This window comes from Priestia sp. SIMBA_032 (genome assembly GCF_046535215.1).
Lineage (GTDB): Bacteria > Bacillota > Bacilli > Bacillales > Bacillaceae_H > Priestia > Priestia aryabhattai.
Genome location: NZ_JAWRXD010000017.1, coordinates 12,471 through 37,513, shown reverse-complemented (window position 1 = coordinate 37,513; position 25,043 = coordinate 12,471). Strand labels below are relative to the sequence as shown.

27 protein-coding genes are annotated in these 25,043 nt (G+C 32.3%); 16 read left to right on the top strand and 11 right to left on the bottom strand.

Annotated elements, in window-relative coordinates; genetic code table 11:
• The first annotated feature begins 145 nt into the window (after positions 1-145).
• From SB717_RS27175 to sinI, 5 genes are all read left to right on the top strand, one after another.
• On the top strand, positions 146-478 hold the full coding sequence (locus tag SB717_RS27175; RefSeq protein ID WP_410905631.1) for a hypothetical protein: 333 nt from the start codon (positions 146-148) through the stop codon (positions 476-478).
• 133 nt (positions 479-611) lie between these two features.
• On the top strand, positions 612-1,016 hold the full coding sequence (locus SB717_RS27170; RefSeq protein WP_410905629.1) for an NUDIX hydrolase: 405 nt from the start codon (positions 612-614) through the stop codon (positions 1,014-1,016).
• A gap of 610 nt (positions 1,017-1,626) precedes the next feature.
• The gene (locus tag SB717_RS27165) at positions 1,627-2,628 is read left to right on the top strand and encodes a DUF3231 family protein (RefSeq protein ID WP_410905627.1); all 1,002 of its coding nucleotides are present in this window, start codon (positions 1,627-1,629) and stop codon (positions 2,626-2,628) included.
• Between the two features lie 273 nt (positions 2,629-2,901).
• Complete coding sequence (locus SB717_RS27160) at positions 2,902-3,312, top strand: YndM family protein (protein ID WP_410905625.1); 411 nt, start codon at positions 2,902-2,904, stop codon at positions 3,310-3,312.
• 413 nt (positions 3,313-3,725) lie between these two features.
• A complete protein-coding gene (sinI, locus tag SB717_RS27155) occupies positions 3,726-3,857 on the top strand; it encodes a DNA-binding anti-repressor SinI (RefSeq protein ID WP_080743106.1) in 132 nt (43 codons plus the stop codon).
• 53 nt (positions 3,858-3,910) lie between these two features.
• On the opposite strand, the gene SB717_RS27150 is transcribed toward sinI, so the two are convergent.
• Positions 3,911-4,150, bottom strand: a complete 240-nt coding sequence (locus tag SB717_RS27150) for a hypothetical protein (RefSeq protein WP_410905623.1) — start codon at positions 4,148-4,150, stop codon at positions 3,911-3,913.
• 315 nt (positions 4,151-4,465) lie between these two features.
• Here SB717_RS27150 and SB717_RS27145 point away from each other — a divergent pair, with 315 nt between their 5' ends.
• Positions 4,466-4,777 carry a hypothetical protein gene (locus tag SB717_RS27145; protein ID WP_410905621.1) on the top strand — a complete coding sequence of 104 codons (312 nt, stop codon included), beginning with the start codon at positions 4,466-4,468 and terminating at the stop codon, positions 4,775-4,777.
• 231 nt (positions 4,778-5,008) lie between these two features.
• Positions 5,009-5,845, top strand: a complete 837-nt coding sequence (locus tag SB717_RS27140; RefSeq protein WP_410905619.1) for an STAS domain-containing protein — start codon at positions 5,009-5,011, stop codon at positions 5,843-5,845.
• 359 nt (positions 5,846-6,204) lie between these two features.
• Here SB717_RS27140 and SB717_RS27135 read toward each other — a convergent pair whose 3' ends face one another.
• From SB717_RS27135 to SB717_RS27115, 5 genes are all read right to left on the bottom strand, one after another.
• On the bottom strand, positions 6,205-6,429 hold the full coding sequence (locus SB717_RS27135) for a helix-turn-helix domain-containing protein (protein ID WP_410905617.1): 225 nt from the start codon (positions 6,427-6,429) through the stop codon (positions 6,205-6,207).
• Between the two features lie 815 nt (positions 6,430-7,244).
• Complete coding sequence (locus SB717_RS27130; RefSeq protein ID WP_268587564.1) at positions 7,245-7,541, bottom strand: hypothetical protein; 297 nt, start codon at positions 7,539-7,541, stop codon at positions 7,245-7,247.
• A 19-nt stretch (positions 7,542-7,560) separates the two neighbouring features.
• A complete protein-coding gene (locus SB717_RS27125; protein WP_410905615.1) occupies positions 7,561-8,349 on the bottom strand; it encodes a ParB N-terminal domain-containing protein in 789 nt (262 codons plus the stop codon).
• Positions 8,350-8,458: 109 nt separating this feature from the next.
• Positions 8,459-9,760: a replication protein gene (locus SB717_RS27120; RefSeq protein WP_410905613.1), complete on the bottom strand. Its 1,302-nt coding sequence runs from the start codon at positions 9,758-9,760 to the stop codon at positions 8,459-8,461.
• A 507-nt stretch (positions 9,761-10,267) separates the two neighbouring features.
• Positions 10,268-10,846 carry a MerR family transcriptional regulator gene (locus SB717_RS27115; RefSeq protein WP_253203276.1) on the bottom strand — a complete coding sequence of 193 codons (579 nt, stop codon included), beginning with the start codon at positions 10,844-10,846 and terminating at the stop codon, positions 10,268-10,270.
• 1,215 nt (positions 10,847-12,061) lie between these two features.
• Here SB717_RS27115 and SB717_RS27110 point away from each other — a divergent pair.
• The 8 genes from SB717_RS27110 (at position 12,062) to SB717_RS27075 (ending at position 17,274) form a co-directional block, all read left to right on the top strand.
• Positions 12,062-12,256, top strand: a complete 195-nt coding sequence (locus SB717_RS27110) for a hypothetical protein (protein WP_410905611.1) — start codon at positions 12,062-12,064, stop codon at positions 12,254-12,256.
• A gap of 259 nt (positions 12,257-12,515) precedes the next feature.
• Positions 12,516-12,683 carry a hypothetical protein gene (locus SB717_RS27105; RefSeq protein WP_410905609.1) on the top strand — a complete coding sequence of 56 codons (168 nt, stop codon included), beginning with the start codon at positions 12,516-12,518 and terminating at the stop codon, positions 12,681-12,683.
• A gap of 104 nt (positions 12,684-12,787) precedes the next feature.
• Positions 12,788-13,183 (top strand): SND2/TMEM208 family protein, encoded by a 396-nt coding sequence (locus SB717_RS27100; RefSeq protein WP_410905607.1) that lies wholly within the window; start codon positions 12,788-12,790, stop codon positions 13,181-13,183.
• A gap of 20 nt (positions 13,184-13,203) precedes the next feature.
• Positions 13,204-14,049 (top strand): STAS domain-containing protein, encoded by an 846-nt coding sequence (locus SB717_RS27095; RefSeq protein ID WP_410905605.1) that lies wholly within the window; start codon positions 13,204-13,206, stop codon positions 14,047-14,049.
• Positions 14,050-14,344: 295 nt separating this feature from the next.
• Positions 14,345-14,815 carry a hypothetical protein gene (locus SB717_RS27090; RefSeq protein WP_410905603.1) on the top strand — a complete coding sequence of 157 codons (471 nt, stop codon included), beginning with the start codon at positions 14,345-14,347 and terminating at the stop codon, positions 14,813-14,815.
• A 381-nt stretch (positions 14,816-15,196) separates the two neighbouring features.
• A complete protein-coding gene (locus tag SB717_RS27085; protein WP_410905601.1) occupies positions 15,197-15,508 on the top strand; it encodes a hypothetical protein in 312 nt (103 codons plus the stop codon).
• Positions 15,509-16,311: 803 nt separating this feature from the next.
• Positions 16,312-16,794 (top strand): CBO0543 family protein, encoded by a 483-nt coding sequence (locus SB717_RS27080; RefSeq protein ID WP_410905599.1) that lies wholly within the window; start codon positions 16,312-16,314, stop codon positions 16,792-16,794.
• Between the two features lie 3 nt (positions 16,795-16,797).
• On the top strand, positions 16,798-17,274 hold the full coding sequence (locus tag SB717_RS27075) for a CBO0543 family protein (protein ID WP_410905597.1): 477 nt from the start codon (positions 16,798-16,800) through the stop codon (positions 17,272-17,274).
• 169 nt (positions 17,275-17,443) lie between these two features.
• On the opposite strand, the gene SB717_RS27070 is transcribed toward SB717_RS27075, so the two are convergent.
• Positions 17,444-18,118 carry a hypothetical protein gene (locus SB717_RS27070; protein ID WP_410905595.1) on the bottom strand — a complete coding sequence of 225 codons (675 nt, stop codon included), beginning with the start codon at positions 18,116-18,118 and terminating at the stop codon, positions 17,444-17,446.
• Between the two features lie 912 nt (positions 18,119-19,030).
• On the opposite strand from SB717_RS27070, the gene SB717_RS27065 reads away from it, so the two are divergent.
• Entirely contained in the window at positions 19,031-20,548 is a 1,518-nt protein-coding gene (locus tag SB717_RS27065) for a glycine betaine uptake BCCT transporter (protein WP_410905593.1), read from the top strand.
• 103 nt (positions 20,549-20,651) lie between these two features.
• On the opposite strand, the gene SB717_RS27060 is transcribed toward SB717_RS27065, so the two are convergent.
• The 4 genes from SB717_RS27060 to SB717_RS27045 form a co-directional block, all read right to left on the bottom strand.
• Positions 20,652-21,125, bottom strand: a complete 474-nt coding sequence (locus SB717_RS27060) for a hypothetical protein (protein ID WP_410905591.1) — start codon at positions 21,123-21,125, stop codon at positions 20,652-20,654.
• Between the two features lie 138 nt (positions 21,126-21,263).
• A complete protein-coding gene (locus SB717_RS27055) occupies positions 21,264-21,473 on the bottom strand; it encodes a hypothetical protein (RefSeq protein WP_410905589.1) in 210 nt (69 codons plus the stop codon).
• A gap of 137 nt (positions 21,474-21,610) precedes the next feature.
• On the bottom strand, positions 21,611-22,792 hold the full coding sequence (locus SB717_RS27050) for a cation:proton antiporter (RefSeq protein ID WP_410905587.1): 1,182 nt from the start codon (positions 22,790-22,792) through the stop codon (positions 21,611-21,613).
• 437 nt (positions 22,793-23,229) lie between these two features.
• On the bottom strand, positions 23,230-24,732 hold the full coding sequence (locus SB717_RS27045) for a BCCT family transporter (RefSeq protein ID WP_410905585.1): 1,503 nt from the start codon (positions 24,730-24,732) through the stop codon (positions 23,230-23,232).
• Positions 24,733-25,043 lie beyond the last annotated feature (311 nt).

Below are 25,043 nucleotides of genomic sequence, written 5' to 3'. Positions count from 1 at the left end.
GGACTCATTACAAAAATATTTGAGGTTCAAAAACAAGAGTTCTTTTTTAAGCTGGGTTATAGAAAGATATATATTAGAAAAGAGGTGACCTATTAAGCTTTGGCGAATTAAGGAAAAGAAACAAATAGAGAAGGAGGACTTAATAGTGAAAGAATTAGTCATTAATGATGTTGTATTTAATGTAAAATATCTTACTACGTCTACAGTCAGCAAAGAAGAAGTGGGACTTGAAAAAAGAATTATTAATAATGGACAAATGACTAAGGGGAGAGATCAAATTAAGTTTTCATTTTCTGTTTTAGGTAAACAAGATTATCAATTATACGATTCCTTTTTTGAGAATACTCATTATACTCTCATGATCCCTGAAACGAGTGAAAGATTTATAGCTCATAGTGTTTCCCATAGTACATTTTATCAAGGAGCTGAAGTAGCAGATGACACAGAAGTGGTATTTAAAGTTACACTTACCAAATAAAGAAATCGTCTGTGTTTAAGCTCACGCTGTAACTTTTTTAAAGAATTTGCTTAAGAATATAATCGCGTTTGATTGAGTTCTATTTATAAGAAACACCTGTATGCCTATAATGTTTTGTTAAGGGGAGATCTTAGTGAATACGTGTAGTGGTTTTGCAATAATTTGCTTAAACGATAAAGATGAATTATTAATGGTCTCCCAAGAGAAACCCAACATGCCCAAGTGTTGGTCTGTTCCTTCTGGTGCTATCGAAGGATATGAAAGGCTTGAAGATTGTTGTATTCGAGAAGTATGGAATCAAACGGGTTATCAAGTAGAGATAGTAAAAAAAATACACGAGAATAGGTCTACTACCTATAATGTTGATGTTCACATGATCTATTTTGAAGTTAAAATAGTAGCTGGAGAAAAGAAAGTCCCGATTATAGACTCATATTTTTGGCAACCAATATCTAAAATTAATCATTTAAACCTATTATTTGAAGATGAGCGTGAAGTCATACTAAATTATATAAAAAAGAAAAAACAACTCATTTAATCTTGCTCAAGGATATTATTTTATCTCTATACAGATGCATGGAGATCCGTTGTCTTTTAAAAAAACTATAAAAATATATAGAGGGGAAGTTAAATAATTGATTAATACAACCCTTAATTTAATGAAAATTGTCATGCATACTACTATGAGGAATAACTTAGTCTTTATGAATCATTACCTCAATTCCAGGGACATTTTGTTATCTAGATCTAAGAGACCATAAAATATAGTATCTATCTCTTCCAAGATAATTTATTTGGTTAACAAAAAAGCTACTGGCCTCAACAGTAGCTTTTCCTATTCTCGCAAGGAAATTGGAGAATTAGCATTATGATGCCTACTGGCGCCTCAAGTAGTGCGCTCTATGCAGAAAATCGTATTCAGTAGAATTTAGTATTAGTTGTACTAATTATTTATTTTAATCTATTTAAGATTTCACTTTTAATTTCTTCCATATCAGCCCTTAAAGTATATCATCTTCATTTCTTATAAAGTCCATTATGGTAACTATAAGTAAAGATGTTCTTTATCCTGCTAAAGATTAGGAAAAGAATAATTTAGAGAAAGAAATGCAATACTCAAGATAAATACATGTAATTAGGAGGCATCAATGGTTAAGCGTAATGTAAGGTTGTCAAGTCCGGAAATTGGAGGATTATGGGGAGTTTATATTCAAGAAACAATGTCCACTTGTTTGTTAAAGTATTTTCTTCATCACTTGCAAGATGAAGAAATAAAGCCTATTTTACAAAAATCTTTACATATCTCTCAAACACATCTAAACCAAATTAAGAACATTTTTTCTGAGGAAAGTATCCCTTTACCCGATGGATTTACGGAAAAGGATATCAATTTATCAGCTCCTCCCCTTTTTTATGATCTTTTTGCTCTGAGTTTTGTGTACTCGATGAATCGTATGGCGATGGTTAACTTAGGGTTTGCTACTTCTACTGTTGCTCGGGCAGATGTTCTTGATTTCTTCACTAAAGCTTTGAACCAGGCTACAGAGCTCTATGCAGAATCTACAAATTTAATGTTATCTAAAGGGATTTATGATCGACCACCTATGATTACTTATCCTGAGAAAGTTGAATATATAAAAAAACAATCTTATATCATAGCAGCCATGGGAAAAAAGAGACCTTTAAATGCGGTCGAACTTACCGAAATATTCTTCAATATTGAGCGTAACTATTTCTCGGTGTTACTCTGTATGGGCTTATTACAGGTAATTAAAGACAAAGAAATTAAAAACTATATAAAAGATGGAATGGAAATATCAGAAAAACAAATTAATTTCTTTAATGAGCTTTTAAAAAAAGAAGAACTTCTTGGCACGGTTCCTGTTAGTATGGAAGTAACAAATTCAACCGTTTCTCCTTTTTCCGACAAACTTATCGTTGCGCTTTTTCATTTTTTAAATTCCATTGATGTGACACTTATCGGACATGCTTTATCTTTATCTATGCGGCTGGATTTAGTTACTTATTATAGTAAAGTAATTGGAGAAATATTAATTTATGCCGAAAAGGGATTTAATATTATGGTCAACCGACAATGGCTAGAACAACCGCCTCAGGCGCCAAATAGAAAGGCTTTAAAAGGAGAGTAACCCAATTAATAAAAAGATTCTAGTTGATAATGGTAAGGAACACTTTAAAAATTCGTTATATAAAAATGCTTTAAAAGGCCCTTGTTGAAAGGGCTTTTTTGTATGCAATAATAAAGAACATTATGTTGATTTAGATGACGTAGGATATTATATTATGCCATCTAAAAATTAGGCTTATTATAGATAACTCTTTCTTCAATCTAAAAGAGAGTATTCTCCTTAAAATTGGGTATATAACCCTAAAAAGCTAATGAAAGGAAGGAGAAAGATAAAATGAAACATCTAAAGGCTCTTATTATAAAGTTTGTAATGAGTGCTGTGGTCTTAGGTATCATACTAACAGGCATTTATAGTTATGGTTTTAGTGACAGCATGCTGATCAGTTTGATCCTTACAGTTGTCGCTTACGCCCTTGGCGATTTGTTAGTATATCGAAATGCTGCTGATGACTCAGACTACAAAAAACGAAACATTATCGCTACAATTTCTGATCTTATTTTATCTTTTTTAGTAATCTGGATAATGGGCGCATCTCTTTTTGGAAATACCAGCACTATTATTCAGGGCTCTATAATATCAGCAATTGTTATAACGATTGGTGAATGGTTTTTCCATAAGTATCTAGATAAACATGTTCTTAACACTGATAATCATAGAGATACCGATACGACGTATAATAAATAACTTATTGATAAGAGAAGCAATCATCAAAAGTATATAAATTAGTAAAAGGAGCCGTATGATAATAAATGGCTCTTTTTTAATTTTGTGAGGTGTGATTATGATAATTATGAGTTCATACTATATACAAAAAAGACCATCTCTTCCCAGTCAAAAGAGATGGTCTTTTGCTGTAAGTTGAATTAACAGTAGTCATTAGATGATGCTGTATTGCACCTTGTTTAGTTTGCTCAAAACCTCAATAATAATTCTTTAAATTTACTTTTTTCTACACTAAACCTTAATTAATTATATGAAAAGACTTATATTGCAGGAAATGAGAAGAAATATGTTGAATAAATAGTATCAATTTCTCATGTACTGTTATTGAGTGTTGAAATCTAATAAATCTGAATGAGGAAGGTTGGAGGAAGCGTGTGCTAGAAGAAGAGAATAAGCTTGACCAGGAATGGATTAGTCTTATGAAGGAAGCTTATCAATTAGGTCTTTCAATTGTAGAAATAAAAGAATTTATATATTCAAATCTAAAAGAGCCTATCTCTAAATGATGTAGTCTCTTTTTTTAAAAAAATTTCATTATCTAAACCTTAAAAATAGTTTATTACTCAGTGACTTCCTTTTCCCCAGTACTTATTATTTTATACAGAGCTATAGATGTAGTCTCCACATCTGTAAAACGTTCAATCTCACCTGTTTCAACATTCCTCAATTGAAAGGTCTTTAGTTCTTTAGAATAGCTAAGGGAAAAGGTATTATGTACACTATAAATGGTATGAATAATTTCACTATCTTCATACTGTAATAAAGTTTCTAACATCTCTTTAATTTTAATTATTGTCATCTATCACTGAGCCCCCTTCTCACTATTTAAAGAAATATTGCAAATTAAAGTTTAATCTATTTTAACATAGGGTATAATTATAAGTTATTACTTCCCATAATTGAAATAAAGATTTCAAAAATGAAATAAATTTGTAAAAAACCAAAAGAATGTAATTTTGTATGGGGATTAGATGTTATATGAGAGACGCAACATAGGTGGAAACTAAGGATATATATGGCATAAAAGATGGATTTTAAATACATGTTTTGAGGGTGAAAATATAAAGAGTCTTATTTAAAATTGATATTTTGAGGAGATAGGAGGTATCTAAAATTGAGTAGTGCATCTAGATTCAAAATGCGAATTTATAGCCCTCAGTGGGGACATAAGGACCTGTATCAGTTTAAAAAAACAAAAGAGGGTTGGACATTTGAAAACTATAGGTATAAAGGTGAAGTAGATAAAGGTGGTAAGCCTTTGTTTTATAAAGCCCTTCTTACTGAATCCATTTACTATCCAAACTATCTAGAGACTTATATTTCTAGTGCATGGGAGAATGTTAACACGTTAAATAAAGAACAAGTCCAGAACATTTTTGATGAACTATCTAAATGGATATCAGCTAGCGAACATGATATTAATTAACCCTTTATCATGTCGAAATAAATGGGTACGGCCATAGATAGATCCAGATTTAAAGATTCATTATAAAAGCTCTGTTGGTTTTTATTTAAAAACATATCTAATATCGTTAGTACAAAGAAGGAAGACATTCGTTTATATACAAAGACTAAAAATGAAAATTGGTAATCATTCATTTAGGGATACTAACTAAGGATAACGATAATTAATAAACAAATAAGGGGTGTATTCAAAATGGAAACTATTTATAATCAGAGAGAAAAAATGACCGATTTTATTAGGGACAACAAACAGAATTTCCAGGATAAGCTCTTATCAGAGGCGGTTAACGTAGCTTCTAAGATTAACGACATTTTAGAAACTGGAAATATTGATCTTTTGAAAAATGCTCAAAAGTTATCTCTCTATGTCGTAGAGCAAAAAGAAGAACAACTCATTGCTTTCGCTCAACAAGAAGGAGTAGCCTGGGCAGAGCACGCCTTAACTCTTGCTTTCAAACTAGAATGGGTACAGGCCATTAGGCGAACGTTATGGCATTTTCTCTATCAATATGATCGAATAAATAACCATTTTAATGGTCGTGAAGAATTTTATGCCTTAGAGAAACGAATTAATGATCGGATTGATCAATTTCTTAACACTTTTCTCATTAGTTATTCCAAGTATAAAGATGAATTAATTGCCTCCCAGAGAGACTTAGTTGAAAATCTATCGGTGCCCATTATACCACTTAGCCAATCTGTAGCTGTACTACCGTTGATCGGAATGATTGACATCAATCGTATCCAAACGATTGAGGAGAAAGTGTTGATGGGCATCTCAGATTTAAAGATTCAAACATTAATTATGGACCTGTCTGGAATTGCTAACATGGAGATGCATGTCATTGACCATTTTCAAAAAATATTAACTGGTATTTCAATGATGGGAAGTAAAGCCATCCTTACAGGTTTACGTGCTGACTTGGTGCGAACAATGATTCACTCAGGAATCTCTTTTGAGGATAAAGCAGAAGCAAAAGGAACATTACAGCAAACTTTAAAAGAATATCTAGAACAGAACCGACTGTAGAAGCAATAGAGAAGTTTTCTCTACTTGTGGAAATGCAGATTAGTTTATGAAAATACAGTCGTATTGAAAAAGGAAACAAGTTTTATTTTATCTTAGCAATGATTACTTAGATAACCCTAGAGTTACAACTCTAGGGTTGTTTTGCTATAGTATCGATAATGTTTGTTATGTAAATAGGAAATAAAAATATATGTTTAAGTAGAAAGTTTAGATTGTGTATATGTTGGATATGAATAGAGATGTCACCTTTCGAGGGTTGACTAGTGACAGGCAGGCACAGACCTTTGCCCTTCTATTGATATAGGGGGGCAATTTTTTAAAAGAAAGCAAATAAATAAAGGCACATTATTGGTGCCTTTTCATACATCATAAAAGTCTTCAGCTTTTAAACTGGGATCTAATCGCTTAAGTGCCTTCATTACTTTTTTCATAGTTTGTCCATTTGGTATATAGTTAGAATCAGTGTAAACTTTAGTAACCGTATTCTTATTTAATCCAGTCATTTTAGTCAAATGAGCATGAGTATATCCATATTTTTCAAGGAATCTTCCTACCTTACTTCGTTTTATAGATGGTCTTGGCATATCAATCACCCCTTTATACAAAAGGATTGACAAAAATATATAAGTCTATTCAAAAAATCCTATTTTTGTAGGATAAAAACCGAAATTAAGAAATAAAATTAAGATATTTAGCATATGTATGGGTAACAAAATATTTTTCTAATATCTCTATAGAATAATGTCGATATTTTTGTCATAATCATATAGCATGAATACAGTTAAGACCGCCTTATAGACTAATACATATTGGGCGGTCTTTGTTGTGAATATTCATAGATATATATAATTACCACAAAAAAAGGCATGCATTATAAAATGCGTGCACACTAACAAAGAATCTTGAATATTAGATAATAGGGATATTACCTATGAAGAAAAAACCTATGAAAAAGGATTGTCCCTTTATTTTATCAAAGGAATACTTGCCATTGAATATGGCGATAACATCAATTCATTGGATGTAAATGGTACACGTCAAGGAAATTGGTTACAATTAATATTATTTATTGGATAGTAAACCAGAATTTTAAAATGAATGTTCTTATAATCAATAAGCCTGTTCTTATAGAAACCGAGTTTTTTTAGAATAAAAGATTATACACTTCCAGTGTAACATTTTATTATTTGGAGAAAATTTTTGCGGAAAATCTTTTTTATTGGGTGCTACTTGCTATTATGTAATGCTTAACAAACGTCTCCTCCATTAAGTGTCCCGTAGGCCTCACGAACTCAATGACCTTTTAAGCTTCCGCATGGCTTGGGCATGTCTTTGTAACGCAACCTTTGGACGTAGCTATACCAATTACCCTTCCCATCTAAATCCTACTTAAAATGATCTAATTTTTATCTACATTCTCTGCTTGATTAAAATATTTAATCGTTTTGATATCCCCGTTTTTGAATACAATAACCTTTTCACCTTCATGAAAGGACACTTCTTTAATTTCTTTTTCATTGTCATCCTCGGGCTCTTCGATTGAATGAACAAGACAATGGATGGCTTGATCTAACTTTCTATCAGCTGTATTCAAAAAGGATACATTCAGGCCTAAATTTGCAAGAAACTCCCGATGCTTTTCCAATTCATCAGACGCCTTTTGAATATATTCAATCGCTTTTTGTTTATTATTCATTTAGTAGACTCCTACACCCTTATTTTTGATATTCATAGACAACCGGAACTTTGTCCATTTTGATAGTCTTAGCTACCACATAACGACGGTATCCATCTTTTAAGATCTTTGACCCTTTTTCAATCGTCAATGGCTCATCTAAGCGCCCTGTACGCTTCACAAAATCGATAACCTTTTGCGTTTTTTCAGGGTTTGGAAGTGTCTTTAAGAACTCTTCAGGAACGATAATATCATCAAAGTTTAATAGATCCTGAGTTCCCTTCGGTTGGTTTGATAGTGTTGTCTTTTTTTCCTCAGCCTTTTTTTCTTCTGTAGGCACTTGTTGTACTTCTGGCTGAATAGGCTTTACTTCTTTCTTCTCTTCCTTTGCTATAGGTTGAGAAACAGGTGCTTGTTCTTCTTCCTGTTTCTTAGATTCCGTCTTCTGTGGTACCTCAGAAGACGCAGAAGCCTCTTGTTTAGGTTCTTTTTTCGCTTCTGACTCATTCTTCTCTTTGTCATTTTTATTCGGGAGAACGGTAATTTGGAAACAGATCACGCCTATTTCACCAGGGCATTCATCAATGGGAATATCCAACGTTGGTTCCCCTTGAATTAAAATCTTTTCATGCATGATGCTTTTCTTCGTGAGCCCTGTTTTATTAAAAGCCTTTTTTGCAACAAATACCGTGTACGAAATAAACGTACTCTTCTTCAACCCTTTAGGCGCAGATGGTGACCCTTTTTCACGCATATCAAAGGCAACGTAGCGATCATATTCTCGTAGTGGTCCTGTGGCTGATCCGGTTAAGGTAATTTTATGTGGCATAATAGTCTCCTCCTGCGTAGATTATTAGTTATTGTTTATTTAGAACACAGTTCTAAATAAACATAATCTATTAAAACATCAGCTTCTAAGGAATTTCTACTTTTTTTGACTAGGAAGCTGTGTCTTTTAACTGATTATGTTGACGTAAACATTCTTGTTCCTCTTGCGTTAAAGCTTGTCCTAGGTCTTGTTTTACCTGAGCTATCTCTAACAAACTGTACGTAGAGCTGTGTTCCTGCAACAAGTTTTCCTCTTCTGGCGTGAGTTCTTGTCCTAAATCTTGCTTTAACTGGATCATTTCAAGCTGCTGATCCAGAGAAACCTCTACTTTTTGTGTACCCTCTTCTTGTTGCTGTTCAGCCTTTAACCAACTTGGAACTAGTTCCTTACGGATAATTCGTTTTGGTGTAGCTAATGTTGTTTCTTTGCTTTCGTTATGTATAACTTCTTGTTGATTTGCGTATACTGATGAATAACCCTGCTCTTTAGGGGTCACCAATTCATAGAATTGATTTTTTGCAATTTGATAGATTAATCGACACATATCCCGTAGGGATAACGGGTTGCCTTGTTGATTGGCTTCATGGACATATTTGTCTAACCCCACAATGGATGTATACGCAATTTCATGGATTTGCTCTTTCTCAATCTTAATCTCTGTATCTTTTTTTACTGCTTTTGCAGCATTTTGAATACGAGTATAAAAGTCTTGTAGTTGGTGTCCATATTTACCTGCATAGACTTGATTGACTTTCTTAGGCACACCTTTGATATAGCTGAATGACTGTGAAGCAGATATTAAATGATTATTTATATGATTTACAGGTAAATCAAGGTTAATAAAGGCATCAGATGATTTATCGGACTCCAAGCTTGCTGTATCAACGTTTTCAGCACTTTCTGGATGCGTCACAGGACGTGTCACAGGAGTGGTCATTTCTTCTTGTTGAAGCGTTTGTATCCCTGTTGTATCATGGGCAAAAAAGATTTCGTCGCAAATGTGATGAAAGTTCTTATGACTTTTAAGGATAAATACATAACTGTCCGGATGAGTACCTGTTGCATCCTCTTTAATGTATCGTGCGACAAGTACAAACGGAGTCGCTTTTAACGAGCGTACAAAACGAGAAACCGTACTTTTGGATACATTAAATTTCTTCATAAGCGTTTCAGAACGGATCGCTTGAATGCCCGTAGCCACTAGGTTATAGATGACATGATCCAGCATTTCCATTCTCTTTTTAGGAAATTCTTTATGTATAGCTGATTGGTGTTGTTTAAAGTGGGTACGAAGAATGTCTAAGAACTCTTCTTTCTTTTTACGAAGTATGGATTTATTGGTCCATAACCATTTGAACCGTCCATTGAAGGTATCTACATCTTTTAAATAGCAAGTTAATATCTTTGTCATTTGTTCATCTTCTCCTTTTAGGAACAAAAAAAGACACTGTTTCCCTGGAAAAAGGAAAACAATGTCTGTATTTTTGATGAACTAAGCCCTTGAAATACATTACATTTTGGGATAAAATAAACCTATAGATTTATTTTATCTAAAAAATTAATGTAGAATCAAAGGACTTCGACAGGTGTTTTCCCTACTGTAGTTAGGGGAGACGGTTTAAGAGTGTTAGCCGCACTTCTTAAACAGTTGAAGTCTTTTTTCTATTCCGATCATTTTTGTTAGTTACATTATAGCGTTAATTGTTCTCATAATTCAATAAAAATTAAAAATATATGTTAAAACAATTATTTTTAACTATGTCTTTTATTTAATATATGAATCATATGATATAATTATTGTTTTTCATTATCATATAAAAATTATTTGTATTTAATTCTATTCTCTTATGATATTTAAAGGTTCAAATAAAAAGGACGTTCCTATACACATAGAACCGTCCTTTTTATTTGTAGTGGACTACCAGAACTTCCACCATTTCTTATTCTCTTTTTTTTGTTCTTCCATAGCTTGCTCTAAGGTCCCTACAGTTTCAATCATTGATTTTCTTTCTTCTTGTAATGCTCTTATAGATTCCATAAAATTTCTATCGCGTTCATTTAGACGATGATCAATGTATTCAGTCTGTTTTTGAACTACTTCTTTTAATAGCTTTAATTCTTCATTCTGTTCATGATTGATTTTTTCTAGCTGATCAAACCGTTCGTTCCATGTTTTTACCATGTCTACCATATTTACAGATAACGTTTCATCCCTATTATCAGTGTTTTCTTCGTCAGAAACATTGATAACCATAGCTATTCCATTTTCTTCAAGATACTCGTTTACTTCAATTTCATTTTTATTGTCGCTATAAAGTTTTTTAATAAGTTTAAGGACTTTTAAAGAATCATGATATATGTAGTATTTTCCTCTATTCCCCTGTTTCACTACAAGAAAATCTTCATGTCGTCTAATATAGCGTTTTAAAGTGTTTTCAGATACTTCAAATTTACTAACTAAATCACTTACAGCGAACCATTCTTGTACTTCTTCCATCAATCTCACCTTCTTTTTCTGTTCATCTATCAATTTACCATCTATCCATAGAAAAAGAGAACATTTATATTTTTTGATTTTAAATAAAACATTCTATCTACCTATCTATTATCCACCTGTCTAAGTTGTGTAGATGGTCAATATGAGGTGATAATTACACAAAAGCATAATGAGTTTTAACCAATTTTCCAGGTAAGTATTTTAAGATGATCTCAATTAATAGTATCTTTCTATCTATCTGCTCACTATCTGTTTAATAATGATAATTCTCCATATATCACTATTTTACCTTTGTTTCTTATAATAATAAATGAAAAATACAATAAAACAAGATGAAAATAACATCCATCTATCCATCTATCGACCACTTAATTAGCTTAAATATATTAGTCGATATGCATTTGGGGTAGTTATGCTATTTAGTGTGAGTAATATTTAAAAAATATTGGAATTCATGTGTTTTTCTTATATCAATCTATCTACCGATCATCTAACTAAGTAGAAGAATCTTTTGGACTAAAGTTAATAAGTTTAACTTTAGTCCAACTTGAATAGAACTACTAATCTTACAATCAATATCAACCGATAATAAGGTGAACTTAGGTTTAACTTATTATCGGTTGATACCATGGTGGATTATTAATAGTGTAGGTAATCTGCAAAGGGGATTTTTATAAGGGGTATTTTATTATATTTATTAGGTTTAATAATAATCTGTGTTTTAACTACTTCAAGATCTTTTTATCTTTTGAGTATTTTAATATCAGTTTTGATAGATATTCACTATGAATCAAAACATCTCTTGTATTTTTAATATTAATAGGAAAGTACATGCCCGTTTTTAAAATAAACACAATACAGAAATGTGTTAATCATAATTTTATGTAAATTAGAAGTTTAAACAACAGGAACTTTACTTAAGTATTTTAAGTTCTGCTTCAAATGAAACGCAAAAAAATCAGAGTGCGGTTGTAAATCTAAGGGATATGAAATCCCGGTATGTAGTTTTCTTTCCCACTTATAAAAGATGGTTATCCTAAAATTTACGTGGTGATGCTAACTTTCTTTGTTCTCAGAGGAAAAGGAATCAAAAACAAACAAGAATATGCGCTTTTGGTCAATGATTTAGAGAAACAGTTTGTCAAAAAGAAAATGAAAAACTATGAAAAAGCAATCACGGTGGAAGCCAAACATAAACGTTAAACGCAACAAGAAATGAACGAGTTACAACGTGATATGCAGTACCAAGTAAACGAGGAAAAAGCCGATACCGAATCAAAAATTGCGATGAAAAAGGATGCCATTCAGTCAAGTGATGAAAGCATTCAGCTCTATAAAGATGAACAAAAAAGTTTACAAGAAAAGCTTCAAAAATTGAATGAAAAGCAACAAGATTTAGCCATGAAGTGAAAAAACACATGTCAACAGTAGGTCAACATGTGTTTTTTTGAGGTTCACAGTAGGTTCACATCATTAGTTTTTCATATTCACAGTAGGTTCACATGGCAGGGTTTAGGTCAACAGTAGGTTCACATTCAACAGGTTTTCTTGTACCCACGGTTTTGCTAGGCTCTGCCTAGCCCCACACCTATGGTGGGGGCAAAAACCCCTTATGCTCTTCTCTCTTTTGTAGTGGGGAACCACAATTTACAGGAAAAGAGGAAATATCATGGATATGTTTTTACGAAACATTAATCCAATTGCCATTAAAAAAATAGATGAAATCGAAAAGAAAAAAGGATTTCTCGCCAGGATTTCTTTAAAAATTAGTTTAGAAAGAAGGGAGGTACTGAGAGAGATAAAGAATTATAACAAAGGAAGAAAAGAGAAATCATAAAATGGATTTGTAAATTTTTTTGCACGGAATAAGGGAGCACAGTATACAAAAAAAGAAATACAGTACAAGAAAAGGAACGTTAAAAAGGGCAGGAGGATATTTAAATGCCAAACTATGTTATTATATCTCTTATCGTAACCTTAGTAATTATTATTGTGTTTCGAGGAATTTGTAAGATGAATAAAAAATTGGAAAGGGACTATATTGCGAAGAGTCCAAAAGAAATTAAAGAGTATATAAAGAGAAATGAAAAGCTTTTAGAAAGAACAAATAAATTAAATAAGAAAATACTTAATTTTTTAACCTTCACCATTATTGCAGTAATTGCTGTATTTATTTTTGTTCCGATTTTTACACCTATATTTTTCATAGCATCTTTATTCACATTTACCCTACTAATTTTAAATATTATCTTGAGAAGTAGCTTAAAGGATAGGTTAAAAATTTTTAAAAATTTATCCTTGGAAATAAAAAATAAAAATAGCAATCTAAATGGCTAAAGAAATGAGGTTAATTTGAAATGGATAATTTACGCTTTCTGGGAGAAAAAATTTTAGAAAAAAAATATGAAATTGCACAAATGGTACACACGAATAGAATGACTGACCTTACAGAGGTAAAAGACGTCAATGTTACAAAAGAAGAAATTATTGAATTAAGAGCAAATTTCATCAGTTATTTTGGGCAGGCTCTCATGGAAAAAAACGATCAAAAAACAATTTTTGATCAAATAGTGAAATGGGCAAAAGAGTCAGGAGAATTTGCATCAAATCTAGGTATTTCTCTGAGTGAGGCTTTAGAAGATACAACCTATTACCGAAAATTCATATGGGAAGTCCTTAAAGAAGAAATAAGAAATCATAATATACCTACAGACACAATATTTGAATTAATCACTATCATTGACCCTTTATTAGATAAAGCTGTTTATGTTTTTAGTTTGACGTATGTAAATATTCATCAAGACACACTAAAAAAAGCAAAGAGTGCTTTCCTTGAATTATCTGTACCGGTGGTTCCAATTACCAAAGGTATTGCTATACTACCACTCATTGGAGAGGTAGATACGGAAAGAGCAACGCTTTTACTAGAGGAAACATTAAAGAAAGCAAATGAACTAAAATTATCACACTTGCTATTTGATCTCTCTGGTGTGATGATTGTAGATACCATGGTTGCCCAACAAATTTTTAATATTGTAGATGCGTTAAGGCTTCTTGGAGTGAAAACTATGTTAATTGGTATTCGTCCTGAAGTTGCTCAGACAATGGTTCACCTTGGAATTAATTTTAGTGAAATAACTGTAAAGGCAAATCTAGAGCAAGCGCTTCTTGGTTTAAATTTAACTATAGATACTTTAGAATAAATGTTCCTATCCAATTTGGATGCATAAAATGCAAATGAATTTCATATACATCTTTAGTTGGCGCAATCACCGTTATCGGTAATCATATATTCATTCTTTCATTATTTCTGTAATAATTAGTTTCTTTTTTTGTGTTTATTTTTCGACTCAAAGGGTAAAGTAATACATTGGATTGGAATTTTAAAAGAAGCATGTCTTTATTTATTAAAGATTTGTTTCTTTCCTTTTATTGAAAAACACTAACTTCATAACCATAGTTTAGATATATATATGAAGATTATAGGAGAATTTTTAAATGATACTTATTAAAAATCAGGAAGAAGTAATTCGAGAAGCAAAATATCAACTACATACAACTATGGATGACTATCAAACAAAAATTATCTCTACTTTTGATAAGCAGCATATACCTATGAGTAAACGAATTGATTTAATGATTCTTCTGTCAGACATAAAAGAGCAGGCTGTATTGATTGGAAAACAGGCTGCAATTAAAGGGAAATCAGAATACGAAGGACAAAATCAATTAATTACGGAAGTTGTAGATGAAGTTCCCTTCCAATACAGTGAAAAAACGGTAACCGATTTAGAAAATAATATACAAATTATCAAAAAGAAGATTGAAGATATGGCAAGAGAGTGCGAGTTAGATTTTGAACTAGTTAACCTAAAAGCCCTTTTACTTAATTTAAAGGTAACTAGTTATATAAATGGACATTATGAAATGTATGTAAAAGATAATACTTTATCTAGCAAAAGATCTTAGTATGCTGAGCTCTTTTTACTTAATAAAATGTTTAAAATCTTATATTTGGAGCAAACTATCTGGGATGTAATAGAGCGTCACTTAACGACTATCATTCAACGAGCAGAAAAATACTGCCTCTTTTAACTGGGAAGAGGCAGTATTTTTCTGCTTTTATACTATATATTACATGCATTTTTCGTTATCATACTACCTCTTATAGGGAGTAATAAAGCTCGTAAAAATGAAAGAATATAAGTATCATAGTAGAGTTGAGACCTATGGGAGTGACATAATTAGAACTGCCAAAGTTACGGTAAAAAAGATGTAAATAAAATATATGTTTAAAGGGTAATAATAAGAGTACCTTATTAAAATTATATTTTGAGGAGGTATTTACAATTGAGTAGTACATCTAGATTCAAAATGCAGATTTACAGTCCTCAATGGGGGGATAAGGACCTTTATCATTTTAAAAAAACAAAAAGAGGATGGGAATTTGAAAACTATAGATGTAAAGGTGAAGTAGATAAAGGGGGTAATCCATTATTTTATAAAGCCCTTGTTACTGAATCTCTTTCGTATCCTAATCACTTAGAGGAATATCTCTCCATCGTTTGGGAAAAAGTTGAAGTTTTAAATAAAGAACAAATTCAAAATATTTTTGATGAAATATCTGAATGGGTATCGGCTAGCAAAAATGATTTCAATTAATCCATTATAACTCTGAAAAACTGTGTACAGTCAAGGGAATATTAACGGTTAGATCTAAGTTGACATACTGGACACGTTAAACAGAGGGAAATACAAAAAGGGTTTCGATTTAACACTTAATATATATAGTTTTAAAGAAGTAATTGGAGAAAAAATATAGATAAGTAAAGAAAAAAGCCAGACTATTTAAAAACAGTCTGGCCTCCTAAGATAACATGTGCATTGAAATCAAAAGATATCTGGATTATAGCATATTCTAGGTGCCCGTAGAAGGATAGGTTGAGAATCTTCATATTTAGTTGAAAGTCCGAACTAATTAAAATAAAAAAAGGTGCTTTTCCTCAGGAAAAGCACCTTTTTTCGAAATTAAAGTATTGGTTAAATATATTATAACATATTTTGCTTTGAAAATGCAGGGAAACTTTTTCATAGCTAAGGTGCAGTACGATTAATAGTGATTGAAACTAGCACGTATTCTGTTTTTTACAATCGCCCTTCAAGGTAATTTCGACGTTTTCATCGATTTAAAATATACTTCATTTTTTATATATGTACATATTTTTTACTCCTTTGAGCAAACTACTCAAGACGTTCTGCAACGTCAGATAACCGGTGATTACCATTCATGAAACAGAAAAACCTACCTTTCCAACTCCAAGGTAGGTTTTTCTGCTTTTACGCTGTATATGGTATACATATTTAGTTAACATAATCAGCGTTAGAGGAACAAATCCTCCTTGTTTTAAATAAAAATCGTCAATATGACTAAAACTATAGATATTTAAAGTAAGAGGGTGCAGATAATGAGCTTAGATCGTTGGCTATTATTAGCTTCTTTATTATTTGGAGTATTCTTGATATGGAAGTTTATTACCCGAGAGAGAGCAAGAGAGGCTTGGATTATAGGTTTATTTCTCCAAGTTATTACGTGGGTTTCAGGACTTTTTGTTGTAGAAATGAGATGGATTAGCTACCCAGTAGCATTATTACCACAGATAAATGAAGTAAATAGAGCTAGCTTTAGTTTTGAATTTTTCTTATTTCCTGTGGTAGCTATCTTATTTAGTTTGAATTATCCTTCTAAACAACCATTATGGTTCAGATTTCTTTATTATACGGTTATCATTGGATTTTTCACACTTATGGAAGTCTTATTGGAATGGAAAACAAACCTTGTTCAGTATCATGAATGGAAATGGTATTGGACTTTTATCACGGTATGGGTGTCCTTATTTTTAAACCATCAATATTATATGTACTTTAAAAAAATATGGTTAAAAGGGTGAATTATGAAGAAAGAAATTATCATATTAATTTTTTCATGGGTAGTAATAATTAGCTTGTATTTCTGGAAAGTTCCCTCTCGCTTAAAAGGAAGAGCTCAAATTGCATTCTTACTTGGGCAAACTATTGCATGGATGTATGTTTTTTTATCTGTATATTTTAAGCGTGTTGAATTTCCTTTCAGAGAATTTCCCAATGCAACAAAATTAAGTTTTTCTCTTCATTATCTGATTTACCCAGCTTTTGCTATGTTTTTTGAAGTAACATATCCATCGTCAAATAGCCGAACAAAAATTATTCTTCATTATGCTTTTTTTGTTGTTATAACCAATCTATATACTTATTTCATTGGACATTATACAGAACTTGCAAGGCCACTTAAAAATGAGTTTCTGAATATCCCTATATTCGCTTTTTTGTTATTTGTTGCGCATCACTTTAATAGATGGTTTCAAAAAGGAATGAAAGAAGCAAATACCTAACTATATTTTTATGTCTACGCTGTATAAACTTAGTCAACATAATGTGATTTACAGGAACCTGTAAACTAAAAAAGAAGACCACATTAGTGAGACCTTCTCTTATTCAGTTTACTTAAAGGGGATGATATCAGAATGTATTTACTCCAATCGAGTAATTTTAGATATGATGTTACGTATCTTGGAGATTATATAAAAACTGCCATTTGGAAGTATCGGTCAACTCTTCTTTTGATAACTTTAAATCGCCTCCCATAAAAATTGTTTCGCCATGTATGGAAATCACCATTGTTTTAATTAAAATATCGCTGTTATTTTTTTTATAAACATCGCCTATATTAGGCATTTCAAGATTTAGATGATTTGTCTCAAGTTGATCAGATTCAAACGTGCTTAAATCCTTGCTCAACATATTTTCACCATCTTGATAATCGATAGAATGACTGCCCTCTTTACGTCCTGGAACCATCAATAGATACTCACTATGTCTAATTCCATTAAGCTTAGTTGTGACGACACCATTATTTTCAACAGTTGAAACCACTTCAATTTCATTTAACGAATAATAATCCAGAGAGTCGGGACGTGGATTCGTAATTAAAATATAATCTCCCTCTTCAGCTTTTCTATCATTACAAAGCGTAAATAATTGACGGTTAAACACAAAACTATCAAGACTCTTGGGTTTGTATCTTTCAACTTTTGCAGCTGTGGTTAAATGCTGAGTTAAATCTCTCAGCCTAATAAGATGAACAGACTGTTTATATAAAGGTTTCACGGAATATACCCTGTGTAACTCATTATTATAATATACAAATTGTCCTTTTCTTACCTGATAAAGTTTCACGAATTAGCTCCTCCTTCAGGTGTTGCATATAAGTAATTTTCAAACATTTTGATAGCTTAGTATTTGTTATAAAGCTGAGGGTTAATATATGATTCATTCAATGATAGAAAGAGTTAGTTCTTTCCCCCAGTTGACTTTTTTATTATTCAAATCTCTTATTAGTTTACCTCGCTATTCAATAAATTATATCCTTTTTAACAATATATAACAAAAAAGTACTTACTTACAAACAAAATTATTGACGATTCCACTTCAAGGCAAGCGTAACCCTGATGAATTTCTAGGCCATATATATAGTGACATAATTATTTTAAAGATAAGTACGTTCTATTGTAAACTTCAAATCCTTTCGGATTGCTAAGAGGAATTGAAGGAATGTATAGGATACAGTAAGGTTTACACTTTAATCCTACTGACATTATTAATTTAAATTAGACACAAACAGTATTAGAAATTAATATTTATCAAAAAAACATTATTGTGATAAAAGAGTAGGTGACAAGACATTTGTGTATGAGTAGTGTTATACTAGTAAACAGCCTACTATTATCCCCTGAAATAAGTACATCAGAGCAGCATGTCCACGAGACAAAAAACAGACAAATAAACGACATTTCAAAAAAGATGAAGAGTATTAATTAAATTATAAGAAAAAGAATGCTATAGGGAGATGCCTTAGTCTATTGGCAGATCGAGAGTTATTGAGTACTTAGTTGTTTTAAATACGGAATATGAGCTAAGTAAAGTGTAAATAATTTAATTAAGGTATTTTATTAACGCAATCTTTAAGGGTTAGTTACTATTGCTTCATAAAAAAGTATAATGTCTAAATTGGTTTTGCATATCTTAATGTTCTCCAATCGAAGTAATACCCTCTACGAATCAATCAAAGATGGGAGTTTTTAATTTAACATGAAAAATGTTTCAATAGTTTTTTATATTTCGGTAGCCATACTGGCTCTTCTTGTTCTTGTGGGAGTTACAATGCCTGCAACACTTGAAAATGTAACAAGTAACCTGCAAGATGCTATTACAAATACGTTTGGCTGGTACTATTTAATTGTTGTGACGTTGTTTGTTATCGTTTGTTTGTACTTATTGGTAAGTCCTATTGGTCGGATTAAACTTGGGAAAGAGGAGGACAAGCCTGAGTTTTCACGCCCAACCTGGATAGCCATGCTCTTTAGTGCAGGAATGGGGATCGGTTTAGTGTTCTATGGTACAGCTGAACCAATTAGTCACTATGCGATTAGCTCTCCAACGGGGGAAACAGGGACAGATCAAGCAATGAAAGATGCAATGAGATATACTTTCTTTCATTGGGGCATCCATGCATGGGCGATTTATGGAATTATTGCTCTCTCATTGGCTTACTTTACCTTTAGAAAAGGAGAGCGTAGCTTAATTAGCGCTACATTAAAGCCGATTATTGGAAAACAAGCAGATGGCTTTATAGGAAAGATAATCGATATTATTGCCGTTATTGCAACTGTTATCGGTGTTGCTACGACCCTTGGATTCGGTGCTGTTCAAATTAACGGAGGATTATCTTATTTATTTAACGTTCCTTCCAATCTCATGAGTCAATTCCTTATTGTGTTAGTTGTTACTATCTTATTTATAGTTTCAGCATTAACAGGTTTAGGTAAGGGGATTAAAATTCTTAGTAATGCTAATATGATTCTTGCATTGGCACTTCTTCTATTAACGTTTATATTGGGCCCGACTCTCTTTACGTTAAATTTATTTACAGATACAATTGGCGCTTATCTGCAGAATTTAGTTACTATGAGTTTTCGTATAGCTCCACTTAATGAAGAACATCGTAAGTGGATCAATGGGTGGACCATCTTTTATTGGGCATGGTGGATTGCATGGTCTCCATTCGTAGGAATCTTTATTGCCCGGGTATCGAAAGGAAGAACTATCCGAGAATTTGTCGTATGTGTTTTACTGATTCCTTCTCTTATCGGTTTCATCTGGTTCGCTACATTCGGTAGTGCAGGGATGTTACTTGAACATGATGGGATTGCTTCTATTTCAAAATTAGCAACAGAAGAATCACTCTTTGGTGTATTTGCCAACTATCCAATGGGAACAACCTTATCAATCTTAGCTATTATCCTTATTGGAACTTTCTTTATCACTTCAGCTGACTCAGGGACCTATGTTCTAGGAATGATGACAACGAATGGTTCTCAAAATCCTAGTAATAGTGTAAAGGTCATCTGGGGTTTGTTACTTACAATTATAGCTCTTGTTCTTCTCTATTCAGGAGGACTACAGGCTCTACAAAACACCATGATTATTGCAGCTCTTCCTTTTTCGGTTGTTATGGCTTTAATGACGGTTAGTCTCATTAAATCTCTTAACAAAGAAGCGAAAGAATTCGGAATTGGAAAGTTAAAAAAACAAAATAAAAAATCGTAATAAAAAAGCACATTTGTTTGTCTTTCAGTTAACAAATGTGCTTTTTGTTATGATTTTTTATTTTATCACTGTTTATCTTTTAGAGTAGATTACTTTAAGGAAATTATTCATTACTAAGAAGTTTCATTTCTACTTTACGTATCCATTTGTAATATCCTAATAAAATTAGAAACAGAATGGGATCTGTGACAGCCGCATGCCATAACTTCCACCAACCATAATGAAAATACCCCCAGGGTTCAGGTAATAACGTTATTGTTTCATAAAGGATAATAGCGATGACCCATATAGCAATATAACTAAACTTATGATTAAATCCTTTATTGAAAGGGTACCAATTCAGAAACATCATATTGACAGGAGGAAGAAGGACTGTATGAGCTAGGAGGCCTGTCCAGTCCACTTCTTTATCAAAATACCAATACCCTTCATATTTATATTCAATTAAAAGATCGAAGGTTTGTTGAAAGGCTATAGTGAAAGTCCATATATGAAGAACTTGATTTAAGGTTAATTTTTTCCTTGATGTAAATGCAATAAAATTAAAGAGGATAATAGCAATTATAAGACCAACCATAATTTCCCTTCCTGCTTTTTATTTGATGTTCCTTTATACATGGTTTTTATACTTTAACCAGAAAAATGGATTCTTATAACTGGAATTACCTAAATTAGAAAGGATTATTATTTACAAAAAAAGCACTTAATTACATAATTAAGTGCTTTTTTTTGTATGGTGAGCAAGCTTCTCCATTCCAGGTATAATAATTAAAAGAACACCCGCGATACTTAAGATAGACTCTAGAACATATATTTTATGCTCCCTTACATACCCTATAAAACATTGGATCCCAAAGACGAGAATTAAAATTGCTCCTAAATAAAAAGAGGGGTTTTTGATACACCAACTCATTTTTGATTCCATCTGATTCCTCCCTGTACACGTTCTATGTTGTATTTATTGTATTTCGACTAAGAAAGGAGTAAGAGTTCCTCATGTATCTACGAGGAATTTCAAAAAAAGTTTCAATAATAACATTAACTTTTTTGTATTATGAGCATTTATTTCACATTCAAAAATGCCACTAATTTTTTTAGTGTCGTTCCTTGGATAAGAAGAGAAAAGACCACATTACTAAAGGTTATCGCTAGTAGAAGATTTCTCCCTTCAAATTCGGGCGTAATTCCTAAAACAAGCGCAATTGAAAGAGATCCTTTTAACCCTCCCCATGAAATAATATGCTTCCATGAAGTTGGAATGGATTTATCAAAGGCTAAGCTGATATAAACAGCGAGAAAACGTGCTAAAAGGACAATAAGAATACTTCCAACGATGAGCGACCCTTTATCTAGGAAATCAATACGACTCACTTCTAATCCTACTAGTAAGAAAATAAGTGCATTGGAGAGAAAGGCTATCGTTTCCCAAAAAGAATTTACTTTTTCATGAGTGAGGTCAGACATACCTACATTCCGTCCATAAGTTCCTAAGATTACACCACCTACTACTACAGCTATTACTCCAGAAACCTCAAAGTGTTCAGCTAATTGAAACGTACCATAAAACAGAACCATAGATAATCCAGTTTCCACTAAATAATGATCAATTTTAGATGTAATACGAGAAGCTAGAAAACCGAAAACTCCCCCAATCAATACGCCTCCACATACAACTTTCAAAAATTCAAGTAAAGCATTCAATGTACCTGTTAAGCTCAGAGCAGTGGTTACGACAGCAATTTGAAATAGGACAACAGCAACTCCATCATTTGCTAAACTTTCTCCTTCGACCACAATGGAGAGGCGCTTGTTTAGGCCCATTGACTTAAAAATACTTAGAACAGATACAGGGTCAGTAGCTGCCATAAGTGCACCAAAAATTAAGGCTTCTTGTAAAGAAAGGTGTAAGAAAAAATAAGTAGAAGCAGCAACTAGTAAGAAGGTAAGCAATGTACCTAAAAAAGCTAATAAAGAAATCGATTTCTTATTACGTTTTAATTCATCAAAGGGCAGTTTAAGTGCTGCATCTCCTAACAAAGCTGATAAAAAGATAAAAATAACGGTCGTTTGAAACACGGTATCATTTGCTGCATAACTTTTTATTTCTCCCAATCCAGGAATTGGAGTCAAACCAATAATTAATCCCATTACTACAAGGAAAGTGGGATAAGGCTGTTTCATTTTTTCTGCGATAAACACTACACCTACAGCGATAGCTAATAAGATAATCCAATATGTAACCATTCTTATACTCCTTTGTCTCTTTAAAACTAAAATCACACTTCATGTGCCAAGTATTGTTAAGGGGACATTCTCTTTATTTATAGATTTCTGTTTAACTGGAGAGATGTACTGCGTTACTAATTCTCGTTTCAATAACGCGCGATCCTTATACCTTTTTTTATTATAGATAATATTTTTCTAAGAGATCATTAGTGGGTAATAAATTACTTATATGATGCTAAATAATATAAATTGAAATACGGCCTCAATTATAAAAAATAAGTTGGTACTTACAAACATGCACGAAGAGAAAGGTTGTTTCCTCTTAGTAAGGAAACAACCTTTAACAAAGATTACATACATGATGTTTAATATAAAGTTTCCCTCAAAAAAAGGATATAAATACTGATTTGAAAATAAATCATAAACCTTTTAAAGCTGCTTCACATTGAAATAAGTTAAGCTGTTTTTTTATTTTGCTTTTTATCTTCAGCAACTTCTTGTCGGAAGGATTTAATTAATGCATAGGACATAAAGAGAAGAACGATCCCTAAAGGTAATGCACTGACAATAATAGCTGCCTGCATGCCTTGCAGGCCGCCTGTACCTAATAAAATTGCTGAAATAGCAGCTAAAACTAGTCCCCAAATTAATGTAACAAAGAAAGGTGGGGTTAAGCTCCCATTTGTTGTTTGCATGCTGAGAACAAAAGTCGCTGAATCTGCAGAGGTTACAAAGAAAGTCAAAATAAGAGCTACAGAGATGATAGAGAGAAACCCTCCAAAAGGCATTTGATCATACACAAAGAATAGAGAAGTTTCTAAGCTTTGTTTGGCCACATCTAATCCTTTCACAAAATCAAAATAAATACCGGTACCTCCAAATACGCCAAACCATATTGAGCACACAATTGTTGGAACGATTAATACAGCCATAATAAATTCACGAACCGTTCTTCCTTTAGATACGCGTGCAATGAAGGTCCCCACAAATGGTGTCCATGATATCCACCAAGCCCAATAAAAAATAGTCCAATCCTTTACCCATTGATTATTTTCAGAATTAAATGGAGCAAATCGCAGCCCCATACTTGGTAATTGTTGAACATAGGAACCAAAGGTTGTAGAGAAAAGTTCTATTAAGTATTGTGTAGGACCAAGAAAAAGAAAAGAAACAAATAGAATGACAGCTAAAACCATGTTAGCATTGCTCAAATATTTGATACCTTTTGAAACACCAGTTCCTGCAGATGTAATAAATAAAATAGTTGTAATTCCAATAATAACAAGTTGAACTTTATAGTTAATAGGCATGCCTGTTAGGTAATGGAATCCACTATTTATTTGTGAAGCTCCTAATCCTAAAGAAGCAGCTACTCCAAATATAGTAGCAAATACAGCTATAATATCTACTATGTATCCAATTGGTCCTTTGCTCTTATTTCCAATAAGAGGGGTTAGGGTTGCGCTCATTAGTCCAGGCATGTTTTTCCGAAATTTATAATAGGCTAAGGCAAGTGCTACTACAGCATAAATCGCCCAAGCATGAAATCCCCAGTGTAAATATGTATATTCTAGACTCAGTTTTGCAGATTCAGTTGTTTGAGGTTTCCCAAAAGGAGGTGTAGCATAGTGGGAGATTGGCTCAGAAATCCCGTAAAAAAGTAAACCAATTCCCATTCCAGCGCTAAATAACATAGCGAACCAAGTAGGGGTACTAAACTCAGGTTTCTCATGGGGTTTGCCAAGTTTTATTTTTCCAAATCGACTAAAAGCTAATACTAAGGCAAATATTAAAAAGAATGTTGCAGAAAATTGATAAAACCAACCAAAACGATTAAGCAAATAACTTTCGGCGGTGGTCATGATGTGAAGTAGATTATTCGGTTTTAATATACCCCAGCCTACAAATAAAACGCTAATGATTAAAGATATCCAAAAAATAGGTGTTGTTTTCTTCACGATCTTCCTCCTTCATATTTTAAAATTAAGTACTTTCAGACAGACTTAAATTTACTATTATAATTCTAAACATAATTTTCGGAATATTTCAAACCACTTTTTATATTACTGTTATTCAAACCTTGAGTCTTAATTATAGGACAATATAATGAATTAACCTTTTTTGTCAGGGATATTTGTGGCTGGTTATTGTGCTTAGTCCTTTTGAAAGGCAGTATTGGAGCTGATTTACTAGTTTACCTATAATCTTTAGTTATATATCCATCCATATTTCTAAAAATGTGACAAGAATATATGTAGAATTTAAAATA